General features: G+C 56.3%; 13 protein-coding genes. 7 read left to right on the plus strand and 6 right to left on the minus strand.

Annotated features, from left to right (window positions below):
- The first annotated feature begins 168 nt into the window (after positions 1–168).
- The 3 genes from KGZ66_11745 to KGZ66_11755 all read left to right on the plus strand — a co-directional run bounded on the left by KGZ66_11745 (position 169) and on the right by KGZ66_11755 (position 2,091).
- Positions 169–432 carry a GxxExxY protein gene (locus KGZ66_11745; GenBank protein ID MBS3986258.1) on the plus strand — a complete coding sequence of 88 codons (264 nt, stop codon included), beginning with the start codon at positions 169–171 and terminating at the stop codon, positions 430–432.
- Between the two features lie 85 nt (positions 433–517).
- On the plus strand, positions 518–1,150 hold the full coding sequence (locus KGZ66_11750) for a class I SAM-dependent methyltransferase (protein ID MBS3986259.1): 633 nt from the start codon (positions 518–520) through the stop codon (positions 1,148–1,150).
- Positions 1,151–1,308: 158 nt separating this feature from the next.
- Positions 1,309–2,091 (plus strand): transposase, encoded by a 783-nt coding sequence (locus tag KGZ66_11755; GenBank protein ID MBS3986260.1) that lies wholly within the window; start codon positions 1,309–1,311, stop codon positions 2,089–2,091.
- Between the two features lie 52 nt (positions 2,092–2,143).
- Here KGZ66_11755 and KGZ66_11760 read toward each other — a convergent pair whose 3' ends face one another.
- The 3 genes from KGZ66_11760 to KGZ66_11770 all read right to left on the minus strand — a co-directional run bounded on the left by KGZ66_11760 (position 2,144) and on the right by KGZ66_11770 (position 6,239).
- A complete protein-coding gene (locus KGZ66_11760) occupies positions 2,144–3,586 on the minus strand; it encodes an ATP-binding protein (GenBank protein ID MBS3986261.1) in 1,443 nt (480 codons plus the stop codon).
- Between the two features lie 86 nt (positions 3,587–3,672).
- Entirely contained in the window at positions 3,673–4,416 is a 744-nt protein-coding gene (locus KGZ66_11765) for a SagB/ThcOx family dehydrogenase (protein MBS3986262.1), read from the minus strand.
- A gap of 455 nt (positions 4,417–4,871) precedes the next feature.
- Positions 4,872–6,239, minus strand: coding sequence for a S41 family peptidase (locus KGZ66_11770; GenBank protein MBS3986263.1), 1,368 nt, complete (start codon positions 6,237–6,239; stop codon positions 4,872–4,874).
- A gap of 606 nt (positions 6,240–6,845) precedes the next feature.
- On the opposite strand from KGZ66_11770, the gene murJ reads away from it, so the two are divergent.
- Both murJ and KGZ66_11780 read left to right on the plus strand, forming a co-directional pair.
- Positions 6,846–8,372 (plus strand): murein biosynthesis integral membrane protein MurJ, encoded by a 1,527-nt coding sequence (gene murJ / locus KGZ66_11775; GenBank protein MBS3986264.1) that lies wholly within the window; start codon positions 6,846–6,848, stop codon positions 8,370–8,372.
- 26 nt (positions 8,373–8,398) lie between these two features.
- A complete protein-coding gene (locus KGZ66_11780; GenBank protein MBS3986265.1) occupies positions 8,399–9,469 on the plus strand; it encodes a DUF362 domain-containing protein in 1,071 nt (356 codons plus the stop codon).
- Between the two features lie 200 nt (positions 9,470–9,669).
- Here the strand turns inward: KGZ66_11780 and KGZ66_11785 are convergent, their stop codons facing one another.
- Positions 9,670–10,725: a hypothetical protein gene (locus tag KGZ66_11785; protein MBS3986266.1), complete on the minus strand. Its 1,056-nt coding sequence runs from the start codon at positions 10,723–10,725 to the stop codon at positions 9,670–9,672.
- Between the two features lie 210 nt (positions 10,726–10,935).
- Between KGZ66_11785 and KGZ66_11790 the strand changes: the two genes are divergently transcribed.
- Positions 10,936–12,492, plus strand: coding sequence for a transposase (locus KGZ66_11790; protein MBS3986267.1), 1,557 nt, complete (start codon positions 10,936–10,938; stop codon positions 12,490–12,492).
- A gap of 250 nt (positions 12,493–12,742) precedes the next feature.
- Here KGZ66_11790 and KGZ66_11795 read toward each other — a convergent pair whose 3' ends face one another.
- Positions 12,743–13,138, minus strand: coding sequence for a PIN domain-containing protein (locus KGZ66_11795; protein MBS3986268.1), 396 nt, complete (start codon positions 13,136–13,138; stop codon positions 12,743–12,745).
- A complete protein-coding gene (locus tag KGZ66_11800) occupies positions 13,135–13,383 on the minus strand; it encodes a ribbon-helix-helix protein, CopG family (GenBank protein MBS3986269.1) in 249 nt (82 codons plus the stop codon). Before KGZ66_11800 ends, KGZ66_11795 begins: the two co-directional genes overlap by 4 nt.
- Before the next feature lie 351 nt (positions 13,384–13,734).
- Here KGZ66_11800 and KGZ66_11805 point away from each other — a divergent pair, with 351 nt between their 5' ends.
- On the plus strand, positions 13,735–15,036 hold the full coding sequence (locus KGZ66_11805) for an NCS2 family permease (GenBank protein ID MBS3986270.1): 1,302 nt from the start codon (positions 13,735–13,737) through the stop codon (positions 15,034–15,036).
- The last annotated feature ends 4 nt before the right edge of the window (positions 15,037–15,040 follow it).

A 15,040-nucleotide genomic window follows, 5' to 3' on the forward strand; every position in this document is an offset into this window, starting at 1 on the left:
CTTTTTGTTTGACAAGAAAGTATTCGCCAGAGGTAGGGGGTTTCCCTTCATATTTCGAATATTATTTCCCTTTTCTTCTGATTTTTGCCTTGGGGTCAATTTTACTGTAGCTAAACGTCCTTGCCCCAAAAACCCTCGCTAACGCTAGGTTGTGCTGGGGTAAAATAAATCTACCACAGCCTCAAAACGCCCTATCTACCGTCCTTTCTGGACATCGCAATTAGGTCTGATGGGCATATCGTTGGCGAGTATTTCGCTGATGTTCTCGTTGAGGATAAGGTAGTCATAGAACTGAAGGCCACTGAAGAAGTGAGCGCAATGAGTGAGATTCAATGCTATAACTATCTCAGGGCCACAGGAATTCAGGTTGGGCTTGTGCTTGCTTTCGGCGCGCGCAAGCTCGTCATCTGTCGCGTAGACTGCCCAGAGTAGCCCCTCTCGGCTGCTCCTTCCTCATCTTGCCTATCCCCTCCGTATCCGCCCTATCCGACATAATTCGTCCCCCCAGGAGGTTCCCATGCCTCATTATTACACCCCAAACCCTGCGTCCGAGCACGACATCAAGCTAATCCAGGCAACCCTGCGGGGCCTAAGCCTTCGCTTTTTTACCGACTCAGGCGTGTTCTCAAAGGACGGCGTCGACTACGGTACGCAAGCCCTTATCGCCGCCCTGCGCATCCCGGCAGGCGCCGCCGTGCTTGACATGGGCTGCGGCTACGGCCCACTTGGTATTACCGCCGCGCTGCTTAACCCGACCGGCAGCGTGACCTTCGCCGACATTAACGCGCGTGCGCTCGACCTTGCCGCCAAAAACTGTGCTGCCAACGGCGTGACCAACGCACGCTTCGTCCTTTCCGACGGTTTCGGCGCACTTGAGCACGACAAGTTCGACTGCATACTCCTAAACCCACCCATCCGCGCCGGCAAAGACGTAGTTTTTCGCCTGTATCGCGGCGCCGCCCGGCACATCAAGCCCGGCGGCAGTCTATGGGTCGTAATCCAAAAGAAACAGGGCGCTCCCTCCACCGCGAAGGAGCTCGCCCTGCTTTTTTCTGCCGTGCATATCCGCGACCGCGACAAAGGCTACTACGTCTTCGAAGCCGAAGCAAAAGGGACGGAGCCTATTGCTTCACAACCGCCGAACTGCTAAAATCAAGAAGCTAGCCACCAGCGGCTCCCCTTTAACCTTTAACCTTTAACCACCTTTTCTTCTCACAACACACAACACACAACACACAGCTCACAGCTCATCGCTCACAGCTCATCGCTCACAGCTCATCACTCACAGCTCAAGCGGAGGTGTACCACATGCCCAGACAGGCGCGCGAGGTCAGCCCGACCGGGTACTACCACATCATGATGCGGGGCATCAATCGCGACTCTATCTACCAGTCAGCCGGAGATAAGTCCTATTTCATCAAAACACTAAAGAAGCTCGAAGGCCTCAGCATCGCCGCCTACTGCGTGATGGACAATCACGTCCACATTGTGCTGCAGGCAGAGCTAGCAGCGCTTATGGCGGCAATCAGGAAGCTAAACTTGACATACGCCATGTGGTACAACTCTATCCACGAGCGAGTGGGGCATGTATATCAGAACCGCTACCGCAGCGAGATTGTCACTAGCGACCGCCACTTGCTGCAAGTAGTGCGGTACGTGCACAATAACCCTGTGAAAGCGGGGCTAGCTAAAGAGGCCAAGCAATATACGTGGAGTAGCTATCGCGAGTACTTAGAAGGTGCCGACATCATTTCGCAGGAGCAAAAGCAGTTCGTGTTAGGACTCATCTCCAGTGGAACAGCCGGGTTCGTCGCCTTTCACGGCGAGCCCGACGCGCACGAGCATCTGGACACCGAAGAAGATATTGCCGAGCTGCGCCGGAATCACGCGCAGTCTGTTATTGAAAAATTCTGCCGGACGCACGGCATTGTCGACCGCGCCGCGCTGAAACGGCACCCCGAACTCATGGAAGAGTTAATTATCGAGCTCCTGCAGCGCACCCATCTCAGCCACAGAAAGATTGCGGCCTTTCTAGAGGTTAGCGCCAATATCGTGCATCGCGCCAGCTTAGCAGAGCAGGAGCAAGCATAGATTCGCGCAGGCTCCGTAGCTAGCGGCTCGCCAAGTCGGGGGATAATCACGATTATAATAAGCCAGCCCCAAACTCAGTGAAGCAAAAAGCTCCGTCCCTTTTGCTTCGTGCTTCAAACAGGCTGAGGTTAGGCTGATGGGCGGCAAGGGAATGGAGTTCGGGCGTAAAGCCCGACCTGCTAAACAATGCATAGTGTTCTTGTCGATTGCCGAGGTTCCACTTCACAGCGGCGGTCTTCTGACGCAAGGCATAGAACGCGTCGGCGTCCACAGGATTCACGGAGTACTTGCATTCGCCGAAGACGATTTCTCGCGTGTCGTCATTAAGCGCCACCACATCTATTTCCTCGCGGTCGTTCCACCAGCGGCCGATTCTTTGCATCTTGTAGAAGGCGTCCCCGCCGTTTTTCTCTGCCAGCCATTCTAGGCAGATACGCTCAAAAACATAGCTGACATGTTGCGAGACAAACCCTTCGTGCAGCTTCTCAAGCACTATATTTAGGTCCTGCATTTCTATTTGGCTACGATATGGAAAGACAAACCGAAACCAGAATGCTATAAAGTTGTCACGCAAGAAGTACAACCCGCGCTTGCTCTTCTCGGGATTGCTTTCGGTCACGGGCACCTGGCGCTCAACTAAGTCTAAGCTAATGAGCGTGGCCAGATACTCCGTAAGCTTGTTCTGGGCGACCCCGAGTGTCGCAGCTAATTTGCCCATTTTGTGATTGCCGTGGGCGATGCCTTTGACAATCGACAAATAGCGAGACGTCTCCGATACTTCTCGCTCCAAAAGGAAGATAGGCTCCTCATAGAGGAAACTTGTCGGCGTGAGAATGTTCTCCCGAATCCCTTGGTAAATGTCGCCCCCACTGCGAAAAGCTTCTATGTACTTCGGTACGCCTCCCGTTACGGCATAACGTAGAAGGAGCTCGGCAGCAGGCACGGTGGGAAAAAACTCGTGGTAATGACGAAACGGAATTTGCCGCAAGCGTATTTGCCCGGTGCGGCGGCCGTAGAGCGGGCTGTCGTAGGCGAGCGTTTGGCTGTGCATCATGGTGATAAGCGACCCGCACAGGATGAGCATAATATTAGCTTCCTTAAGCCGCTCATCCCAAATCTTCTGCAGTACAGAAGGAAAGGCCCGATTAGTCTTCCCCAGGTACTGAAACTCATCGACTACGATGACCTTTTTTGTTGCGGGGTCGTGTTCGCGTATCGCGTCAAACAGGTCCCCCCAGCCAAAACCACTGCCCTTAGCTAGCAGGGCGCTACCGATGAAGCTTGCCACCTGTGCCTGGAAGCCGCGCACGTTTTCGGCTTCTGCTTCTTCTGTAGCCAGGTAATAGAGCCCAGGCTTACCCTGCAGAAAATGACGCAAGATATGGGTCTTGCCAAGGCGTCGGCGCCCGTAAAGAACGACGAGTGAAGACCCCGGCCGCCTATACTCAGCCTCTAGGTAGCCAAGCTCCTCAAGTCTATCCACAGTCTGCTGCATGTTGACACCCCCTGCGATTATTATAACATGGATTATAATAATGTGGTGTCAGTTCTTGCGAAGCAAAAAGCTCCGTCCCTTTTGCTTCAGCGGCCCACGGCGGCGGCGTAGACGACAAAGTGCTCTTTGCCGTCGAGGTCCAGTAGGGCATTTAGCGCGTCGTCGTGATACGCTCCCACAGCGCACATGCCTGCACCTATAGCCTCACACGCTAGGTGCAGGTTTTGGCATACATGGCCGGCATCCAGCAAAACGTAGCGGTAGGCGCGCTCGTTATAACGCCACTCCGTGCGGTAGATATCCACTGCCCAAAAGAAGCTCACTGCCGCGTTCCCCACAAAGGGCTGCTTGTAACACGCCTCCGAGAGCTTCTCTCCCCAGCCCTCGCTCGAGTCAATCTGCACCAACTTGTGCCCAATCGCCTTGTATCTGTAGATGCCCGGCACTAGGCCCTCCACCCTGTGCACCCAGAGATAAGTCTCAAGCGGGTGACGCGACCCGGCCGAAGGCACCGTCCTGAGCGTCGCCGGGCGGCTGGTGACGCGCTTTACGCCCTGTGTAGTCCAAAGAAGATACGTCAGCTCCTTAAGCGTCAGCCATCCGTCCCCGAATTTGCGCGTGCTCTTGCGGTTTTCGATGGCGGTCAGTAGGTCTATCGCCGGGATTTCCAGCTCTCCGGGCGCGGGCAGTTCAATCACAGGCTTGCCCGCCTCAATTTCTTGGTCGAGCGGCGGCTGCGGCAGTTCCTTCTCCTGGTCAGACGGCACGCTGTACTGATACTTAGTCTTTTCGATAAACTCCCGGCCGATAACACTCTTAAACTTTTCCATAGTAAAACCTCCTCGCTCTTGTCGCTTGTCGCTTGTGGGGAGGCTACCAGCCGCCGGCCGCCAGCCGCCAGGCGAAGCAAAAGGGACGGAGCTTTTTGCTTCGCGCACTCCACTTTGCACTTCGGGGAGGGGGCGGGGATGATAGCGACTGGCTCCTGGCTCCTGGCTCTTGGTAGAAAGCCCCTCACTCCAGAAGCAAAAAGGAGAGCAGACTGTGCGAAAGACCTTCCTCGAGTGTAGGGACGTGCCTGTGGCACGTCCGCGGACGTGCGAAACGCACGTCCCTACAGGCCATCTCCCCGCCGTTCACGATTCACGATTGCTCATCGCTCACCGCTCACCGCTCATCGCTCATCGCTCACCGCTCATCGCTCATCGCTCATCGCTCACCGCTCACCGCTCACCGCTCACCGCTCACCGCTGGTGCCTAGCGCCTGGCGGCCGGCGGCTCGCTCCTACCTCCGCCGCAGCCACTCTACCGCTGCCTCTAGCTGCGCGTCGCGGTGCACGGGCGGGCGCACCAGCAAGGTGTTTAGCGCGTTAATGACCTCCGGCGAAGTAACCCCGTCCGCCAACAGCCCTTCCCGCTGCTGCACCCTTATCACCCCGAGGCGCGTTTGCCAGTCGAAGTACCCGGTCGGCGTGCCCGCCATTAGCCCTGCCGCGATTAAAGCCGCCTGCAACTTCTTTACGTTTTCGCCGCGGTCTCCTTGCCTAAGCACCAAGTCGTTCGGCACGAGCGGCGCAAGCGGCGGCAAAAACTGCGGCGGTACAGGGTGCACCACTAAGTTTGGTTCTAAACCCTCGCCGTCAATCATTCTGCCGTTTGGCGTTAAGTAGCCAAGCACAGTAATGCTTACACCGCCAATCTCGCGCGCCACAGTAAATATCCTCTGTGCCGTACCCTTGCCAAAAGTGCGCGTGCCGATTACAAAACCCGATTCGGTGTCCTGGATTGCGCCTGTCAGCATTTCGGCGGCACTCGCCGTGCGCCCGTCCACCAAAACCACCAGCGGCTTGCCAAGGCCCACCCCGTTCATGGGGATAGGCTCCACGCGACCGCCGCGACTCTTAATCTGGGCGAGGACTTGCCCGCGGGCAAAGCGCGGCGCTATAGCTTCAAGTTGGTCGAGCAGCCCGCCCGGGCAGCCCCGCATATCTAAGATTATCCCCCGCGTGTGGGCAAGGTCACTCAGAGCAAGCTCGATATCAGCCGACAGCCCCTCGCCAAAGCGCTCGATGAAAATGTAGCCAAAGCCCTCGTGCTCGCGCCAAGTCGCCGACGGTGCCACAACCCGCTCGCGCATTATCGTCACGGTGTGAAAGTTCGCCGCCTGCCCGCGAAAAAACGAGATAGTTACAGGTGTGCCAACCTCGCCCCGCAGTAGGCCGGTAATCTCCTGCAGCGTAAGGTGCCGCGTATCCTTATCCCCAACCAAGAGAATGACGTCGCCTGCCTGCAGACCTGCCCGCGCCGCCGGGCTGTTCCTAAACACGCGCGTAATCAAAAGGCCATTGGGCGTCACTTCGATAGCCACGCCGATACCGCCAAACGCCCCTGTAACGTGCTCGATAAACTGCGCGTGTTCAACCGGGGGCATAAAGCGCGAGTTGCGGTCGCCGAGCGACTCCATAATGCCTTTCAGCGCCCCCTGTATTAGCGTGTTGGCACTAATCTCCTGCCAATACTCCCGCTGCACAAGTCGCATTACTTCGACCACGATGTGAAACGCATCGTTCGCCTGCGCCACAGTCCCTACGGCCAAGTTGGCTACTAGCACTACGGCCACGAGAGTCGCCAAAACTACCCGCCAGTTTTTCATGTCCTTTGCCCCCTTGCTTTCATGGGCATTTTATTCGGCACGCACAGCCTAGTTCCCTTGTCGCGCAAAGGGAGAATCTATATACTTGAGGAGGCGAGCAGAGCCGCCAGCCGCCAGCCGCCAGCCGCCAGCCGCCAGGAGCTTGTCGCTTGTCGCTGGTCGCTATCAGCTATCAGCGTTCAGCACTCACCCTTCCGCCCTCTCTGTGCTCTCAGCACTCCGTTCTCCTAAGTGCTAAGTGCTAAGTGCCAAGTGCCAAGTGCCAAGTGCCAAGTGCCAAGTGCCAAGTGCCAAGTGCTAAGTGCTAAGTGCCAAGTGCTAAGTGCCAAGTGCTAAGTGCTAAGTGCTAAGTGCTAAGTGCCAAGTGCTAAGTGCTAAGTGCTAAGTGCTAAGTGCTAAGTGCTAAGTGCTAAGTGCCAAGTGCTAAGTGCCAAGTGCCAAGTGCCAAGTGCTAAGTGCTAAGTGCTAAGTGCTAAGTGCTAAGTGCTAAGTGCCAAGTGCTAAGAGCCAAGTGCTAAGAGCCAAGTGCCAAGTGCCAAGTGCTCATTAAGCAATATCGCGAAGCAAAAAGCTCCGTCCCTTTTGCTTCAGGAAACGGGGTAAGTCATGACAAACAAGCATGCCATTTTCCGCGCCGCCTTTTGGTTAAGTGTGCTCTCGGTACTCAGCAAGCTGTTTGGGTTTGTCCGCGAGCAGGCTATCGCTTGGCGGTTTGGCATCGGAGCCGAGGTCGACGCGTACGTCGCCGCTATGGTCATCCCGCAGATTTTGGCGGGAGTTATCGGCGGCCTGTTGGCCACCACCTTTCTCCCCGTCTATAGCGAGGAGCGTACGCGCGGCCGCGGCCCCGCGTTAGCCGGCACAACTTTTGTCGCCAGTGCGCTTGTCGGGCTTATCGGTAGTCTCATAACCATCTCCTTTGCCCCGGAGATAGTCCGCATTGTAGTCGGCAACTTTCCGGCGGAGCAGCAGCAGCTCACAGTCTCGCTGCTAAGAGTGCTTTCCTTCGGCACGCTGCTGATGAGCCTCTCGCAGTTTCTCACCATTCTGTTTAACGGGCATCAGTCGTTCCTGTTGCCCGGCATAAGCCCGGTGCTGCAAAATATCATCATTATTGCGGGACTGCTTGCACTTGCTACCCCCGCCATCCTTCCCTTAGCGTGGTATACCATGGTTAGCCTATCCGTTCCCGTGTTTCTCCTGATTGCCGCCGCCATTTACAAGGGATATCCTCTTTTCGCCCGTATCAACTTTTTAGACCCGGCCTTTACCAAGGTCCTCGTCCTCGCCGCCCCGATTCTGCTCAGCGCCGTCTTTGGACAGGCCCACACCATCGTCGACAGGCGCCTCGCCTCGGGCCTTGACGCGGGCAGCCTCGCCGCGCTTAGCTTTGGCAACCGCCTTGTGCAGCTACCGCTAGGCATTTTTGTTACCGCTCTCGCCACGGCCGTCTATCCCGCCCTTACAGACTTTGCCGCCCGAGGCGACAAAATAAATTTTGGCAAAACTGCTTCCGCCAGTCTGCGCGGGCTACTTCTGTTAATGTTACCGGCTACCGTCGGCCTGATTGTCTTGCGCTACCCCATCGTGCGCCTCGCCTTTGAGCGTGGCCACTTCGATGCCGACGCCACTGTCAAGACTGCATTCGCCATGGCGTTCTATGCCGTCGGCTTGCTTGGCCTCTCCGTCGGACAGGTTCTCGTGCGCGCCTTCTATGCATTGCAGGACACCGTCACCCCAGTCAAAGTGGGCATAGCCACAACTATCGTCAGTATTACCTTAGCTGTCACCTTAGTGGTGCCGCTCGCCCACGGAGGCCTAGCGCTTGCCACCTCGCTTGGCGCGCTCTTTAGCTCGGGACTTTCGCTCTACCTGCTCAGCAAAAAACTCGGGCGCGGGAAGCTCCGGTTGGGCCCGCTCGTGCCTAAAGTCGTGCTGGCCTCGGCCGTTATGGGTGTCGCCACCGACCTCGCATTGCGCGTGCTCACCCCCTTAGGCGACATCTTGGCCCTCGGAGGGTCCGTCGGCGTCGGCCTCGCAGTCTATGGACTACTGCTACTCGTTCTTAAAGTAGAAGAGGTAGACCAAGCTATTGCCATGGTGTTCCGCCGCCTTAAGCTCCGCCGCGCCTAAAACACTTGCCCAAAGGAGAGACACCCATGCCGCCTAAAGTGTATTTTATCCCCCTACCAGACAACGCTTCGCCTGCCGCGCAGGCCGCAGCCCTCGCCAAGCTCTTTGCCGCCAGCAATGCCGCTTTGGCGCTCGCCAAGAACGACTTTACACTGATTAAGTTTAGTGTGGGCGAAAAAAACAACGACACCCACCTCGCCCCCGCGCTCGTTAAAGCCGCAGTCGACTTAGTGGCTGCCGCCAAAGCTACGCCTTTCCTAGGCGAGACCGCTACCCTCTACAAGGGCGAGCGCATGAACGCCGTTAAGCACTTGCTGCATGCCGAGCGGCACGGTTTTAGCATCGCCGCCACCGGCGCACCCTTTATAATGCTCGACGGTCTGCTCGGCAACAGCGAACTAGACGTCGAGATAAACGGCGAACTTTTCGCCAGCGTAAAAATCGCGCGCGAGGCTGTCGTGGCCGACTCGCTTATCACCCTTAACCACCCCACGGGGCATATGGCCACCGGGCTCGGCGCCTGCATTAAGAACCTTGGCATGGGCTTAGCCTCGCGCATGGGCAAGATGCGCCAGCACAGCTCCATGAAGCCTGCCGTCATCGCCGAAAAGTGCGTCGCCTGCCGCAAGTGCCTGGAGTGGTGTCCTGTCGACTGCATCAGCATGCCGGGAAAAATCGCGCAAATCGATGCCACGCGTTGTATCGGCTGCGGCGAATGCCTGACCGTCTGCCGCTTCGAAGCCATAAAGTACGACTGGGGCGCCGACCCCGCCTATCTGCAAAAAGCCATGGCCGAGTATGCATATGGCTCGGTCAAGGCCAAGGCGGGCAAGGCTTTTCACTTTAACATTATGGTCAACATGACCAAGGACTGTGACTGCATCAGCCGCAAGCAAGACAAGCTCATTCCCGACCTTGGCATTCTCGCCTCCGCCGACCCAGTCGCCGTCGACGCCGCCACCCTAGACCTAACCGCTAGAGCCCACGCCGCCAACCTCGCCGTACTGAGCCACCCCCGGCACGACCCCTACATCCAGCTCCGCCACGCCGCCAAAGTAGGGATGGGGAGCCTAGAGTACGAACTGGTGCGGTGCTGAAGCAAAAGGGACGGAGCTTTTTGCTTCACGCATGTCTCGCTCTCTAATGTCTCGCTCTCTAATGTCGATCTCGCTAATGTCGCGCTCCTCCGTCAGACTGTGCGAAAACCCTGCCTCGGGTGTAGGGACGTGCCTATGGCACGTCCGCGGACGTGCGAAACGCACGTCCCTACAATACCTTTGTCGCCAGCTGGTTTCTATCAGCAAGGGTTCGCCAGGTTTTCGCACACCCTGCCGTCCCTCAGCGACATTCCTCCGTCCCTCTGCGCCGCTGCCTCAAACACCGGCAAGAGCCCAATCCCATCGGGGGTATGCGGGGGCAGTTGGTAGATATCGTGGCCGGGGTAGTGGTTGCCCTCGATAAGCAGCGGGCCGTCGTCGGTCACTGCTACATCCCAACCCATAATGCCGAGCTCCGGCAGTTCTATGGCCGCTTGCTTGGCCAACTCCAGGACGTCGCTCCACAGGGGCACGGCAAAACCTTCTATACTTACGCCGGTTAGCGGGTGACTGCGATACAAGTTGCCCGCTTTATCTATGGCCGGGAACTTGACCGTGCCGTCCTCTACATTAACGGGCACAACCATGCCCCCGCTGTTAAAGTTGTCGACCACCTTGCCGTTGCCGATCCTCATAAAGGCCACGACAACGCGCGGCACCTTGCCCTTTAAGAGAGTGACAACCCTAACCGTGTTTACCGAATGGGGGTGTAGCGCATTCATTTCGCGGTGTTGCGTCACAACTTCCTCTAACACCGTCAGTCTGTTCTGCACCAGGTAGCGATACAGCTCCGCGGGCTTATGTTGCGACGGCAAAATCTTCTCAATCCCCTTGCCGCACGTGCCATCCCTAGGCTTAACGATAATCGCCTGTTTGTCACTTATCCAGCGCGAAAAATCCGCCTCATTGTCGTCAATATAAAACCAGTCCCGCCTAAGGTATTTCGCAAACTTGGCGTTAAACTCGTCTTTGTTATCAACGATATGCCAATGCCTGCTGTCATTAAACATCTTAATAAACCTGTCGTTCTTGCCCCTCGTCAGCACGGTCTCTCTTTGCCCGGCGTTTAGGTTGTACATACCAAAGATATAGTAGTCCATGTACCCAGCTAGGTACTTAAAGCCGCACCATACGATGTCCGCAAAGATAACAAGCCGCAGCCGCCCGGTCTTCGCGCGAATCTTGTTGATAACCGCAAACATATTGCCAAAGTCTAGCGCCAGTAATCTAAGAAACAAGTACTTAAGCCTGCCCATACTCCTGCACGCCCCTCCTACGTGGTTCGCTGCTCCCCGCCGCCAGCCGCCCGCCGCCCGCCGCCAGCCGCCCGCCGCCCGCCGCCAGCCGCCAGCCGCCAGCCGCCAGCGAGCCTGTCTAGAAACCCGATGAATTTGTCTCCAAAAGAAGGAGTTGCATCTATAAATAGCGAATAATGATGTAAGCGATGTCTTTGGAGGTGCACTACGATGCGTAAAGCTCGGGAGTTTGCGCAATTGAACATGTTCGATGGGGATATGGTTTTCGAAGAGATGATTCCGCCAGCCCATTGGGCGCGTGCTTTTCGGTCTTCCTTTGCTAACCTTCTCCCAAAAGACTTTTTTGATGGCATGTACCACGAGAGGCTGGGCCGCCCCGCGAACGATCCTGTTATCCTCACTGCTGCGCTGGCTTTGCAGGAATATCTACACCTCTCAGATCGCGAACTGGAAAGACGCGTGCGCTACAACCTAGAGATTAAGTTTGCCTTAGGTCTCCCAGCCTTTCATAAGGGCTTTGATCATAGCGTTTTTGATGCCCATCGGAACAGGATGCGCAAACACGGGAAAGACAAGGAGATATTCGCCTTGGTTCTTAAACACATGGTTGATTCGGGCTTGGTCAAGGCTACGGAGACCATGTTCGTAGACGCAACACACATTGAGCCTGCAATCGCCATCGTCAGTCCGGTGGCCCTTACTAGACGCGCTATTTCTAATGTTGTTCGCGCATTAGATAAATCCGAGCAAGTTTCTCATCAAGAGCTGCAAGACATCGGGCTTGGAGATTACTTGCAGCACATCACCAGACAAGAAAAGGCCGGGCGCTTTGATGAGGGCAAGCTTAGCGAGGTGAAGCGCGCGGAAGTGCTGCAGGAAGTATACACACAGGCAACAACCTTGCTCGAATTCGTAGAGGGTGCGGGCATCGGAGACGCTGCAGAAGAAATCGCCGTGTTGCGTACCGTCCTTAGCCAGAGTCTAAAGAAGACCGAGGGTGGCGTTGAAACTCTGAAGCGCCATGAAAGCCAAGATAGGATAGTTTCTGTAGCAGACCCAGAAGCGAGATATGGGCGGAAGAGTAAGCTAAAAACCTTCAATGGCTACAAAGCACACATTGCGGTAACTAAGCAGGGGGTCATCACCGCCACCACCGTAAGTCCCGGCAATGTGGCAGACGGCAATGAGCTGCCAGCAATTTCAGAACAGCTAACAGAGAACGAGCTTAAGCCAGAAATCGTGGCCACAGACAGCGCTTACGGTTGGGGTGAGAACCAGGAGTTTGCCAAGACCAATGGGTTTGAGCTTTATGCAAAACCGACCAATTTCAAGCCCCTGCCAGAGGGATTTACGTATGACCCAGACAAGGAGACCATAGTTTGTCCCAATGGGGTTCACGGTAAGCCGGGCAAAGAAGTGAACAACAAAACGCATTACTCCTTTCTGGTTGAAAACTGCAGAGGTTGTGAGAGATTCTCCACCTGTCGTGGCAAGAACCAACGGAAACGCATCGAGATCAGCAGATTCTACGCATTAAACGAAGCGGCGCACAACAGATGTAGTACAGAAGAGTACAAAGCCGTTATGAAGGATCGTTACGTGGTGGAGCGTGCTTTCTACGGAATCGCTGTTGCCTCCGGAATGCGCAGGTTGCGACGCTGGGGCAAACGAAATGTCGAATACACACTAAACCTTATCTCGGCCATTACGAACATTCTATGCCACCTACGGCGCGCTAGGGCTGAAGTGTTGCCGAGAATGGTCTAGGGTATCTTTGTCTCATTTTGCGGAACGGGCGCACGAAACCCCGCTAGAGGAGGGGTGAGTGATAGATTTACCCACTACAACCGGCTCAAATTTCAGCTACCATCCACCTACTGGAAAAGTACGGCTCAACGGTGGGCTGTCGCCCTTTTCAAAGGTCTTTTCTCAGACAGGCTCGCCAGCCGCCAGCCGCTCACCGCTCACCGCTCACCGCTCACCGCTCACCGCTTACCGCTCACCGCTTAAAGCTCGCTCACACCTGCGAAAATCCCTGCTCAACGAAATGCTTGTCAAAAGTAAAGGCACGGTTAATGCCTAACTGGCGCATAGTAATGAACGAGGCGCAGTCGACCAAGCTTAAGTCCCTGCGGTTAGCCGTCAGCAATGCGCTCAGTGCTTGGTTGTGAGCATCGCCATTTAGCCAGATGATTGTCAGCACGGGATACACGTTCTCGACAAAAGCCCTTGCTGCCGCCATCCCTAGCCGATGCTGAACTAAGGCGTGGGTTTCTATCAGCACGTAATTATTGCACAGCAGAATCTCGTCAGACTCCAACAAGGATATCCACGCCGCTTTTGCCTGGGGGTGGTGCGCGTCGTCGGCATCGAGCACAGCGAGGAAAGCCGAAGTATCGATATACACGCTCACTTGGCGTACTCGTGCGCTAGGTATTTGTCGTGGTTCTCAGCCACGTCCCCTATGCCAGAGCGAAACTGCCCCGCAATGGCTGCGGCCCGGTGTCGGCGGCTCGATGCTTCCACAGTAAGCGCGGACTTCTGTGCCTTGTCGATGTACTGCCTAATTAGCTCGGCCATGGAAGAACCTTCGATGGCTGCCCTCGCTTTCAAAAAGGCCGCCTGCTCTTCACTTAACTGGATTTGCGTGCGCACCATACTGGCATACACTCCTTACATCATGATGTAAATCAATGATAACAGATGGCGCGTGTAAGGGCAAGACCGAGCCGCCAGCCGCCAGCCGCCAGCCGCCAGCAGTGAGCCGTGAGCTGTGCTACGCAGTTGACACCCACCCACGCGCGTGCTATTTTGGTAGTGCAACAAAATAGGCTTCGCTCGCGAGCTAAAGTGCGCCTAGGGTTCCACAGCTACGGCTGGGTCGGTCCGAGCGGCGCAGGCGCCCAAGCGCTACACCGTAGGGATAAAAACCTAGACGGGGAGGTTTTCTCGTAACCTCCCCGTCTTTTTGTTTTGGGGAGAACAGCGGCCAAAAAGGGAGGAAAGGCAATGCTCGAAAAGTTCTTCAAGCTGCACGAAAACAACACCAACCTGCGGACAGAGCTCTTCGCCGGACTAACGACTTTCATGACCATGGCCTACATCATCTTTGTTAATCCCAACATCCTCGCGACAACCGGCATGGACTTTAACGCCGTCTTTGTCGCCACCTGCCTCTCGGCGGCTCTCGCTACCGTAACCATGGGGCTTATCGCCAACTACCCGTTCGCCCTTGCGCCCGGCATGGGTCTAAACGCCTACTTCGCCTTTGTGGTTGGCTCCAAGTATGGCTACGAAGTCGCGTTAGCCGCAGTATTTGTCTCGGGTCTCCTGTTTATTCTCCTCACGCTGACCCAAGCGCGCGAGTCGATAATTAACTCCATCCCCATGTCGCTCAAGCTCGCGGTCGGTGCCGGCATCGGCCTGTTTATTGCGTTGATTGGCTTTAAGAACGCCGGCCTGGTCGTGGCCAACCCCGCCACCCTCGTGAAGTTAGGCGACCTAACCCAGCCGCCGGTGCTCCTCGCCGTTTTTGGGCTGGTGGCGACGAGCGTGCTAGTCGCCCTTAAAGTGCGCGGTGCACTGCTTATCGGCATTATAGTGACCACGCTCCTTGGCATCCTTACGGGAGTTACACCTGTTGCCGAGGGGTTTAAGCTGTTCTCTATGCCGCCCGCGCTGCTCCACTTTGGCGAGTTCACCGGCGGGCTCAGAGAGCTGTTTGCCCTAGGACTCGCCGCAATACCCATCGTCTTCTCCTTTGCCTTTGTCGACGTGTTTGACACCGTCGGCACGCTAATCGGCGTGGCCAGCAAAGCCAAAATGCTCGACAAAGAAGGCAAGCTCCCGCGCGTCAACAACGCCCTCGTGGCCGATGCCGTCGGTACCGTAGCGGGTGCCGTCCTTGGCACTAGCACCGTCACAACCTACATCGAAAGCGCCGCCGGCGTTTCCGAAGGCGGGCGTAGCGGGCTCACGGCCGTGGTTACGGGCATCCTCTTCCTGGCGGCGCTGTTTTTCGCGCCTCTCGCGGGCCTCGTGCCAAGCGCGGCAACGGCCCCAGTCTTAATCATCGTGGGCGTGTTTATGATGGAGCCCATCACCAAGATTAACTTCGAAGACTATCTCGAAGGCATCCCCGCGTTCCTCGCCTTTGTGATGATGCCTTTCGCCTTCAGCATTGCCGAAGGCATTGTTTGGGGCGTACTGGCCTATGTAGTTCTCAGGATGGCTGCGCGCCGCTTCGCGGAAATCTCCCCCACCATGTACATCCTCGCCGTGCTGTTTGTGCTGCGCTTTTTGGTGCTATAGAAGT

This window comes from Selenomonadales bacterium (assembly GCA_018335585.1).
Classification (GTDB): domain Bacteria; phylum Bacillota; class UBA994; order UBA994; family UBA994; genus UBA994.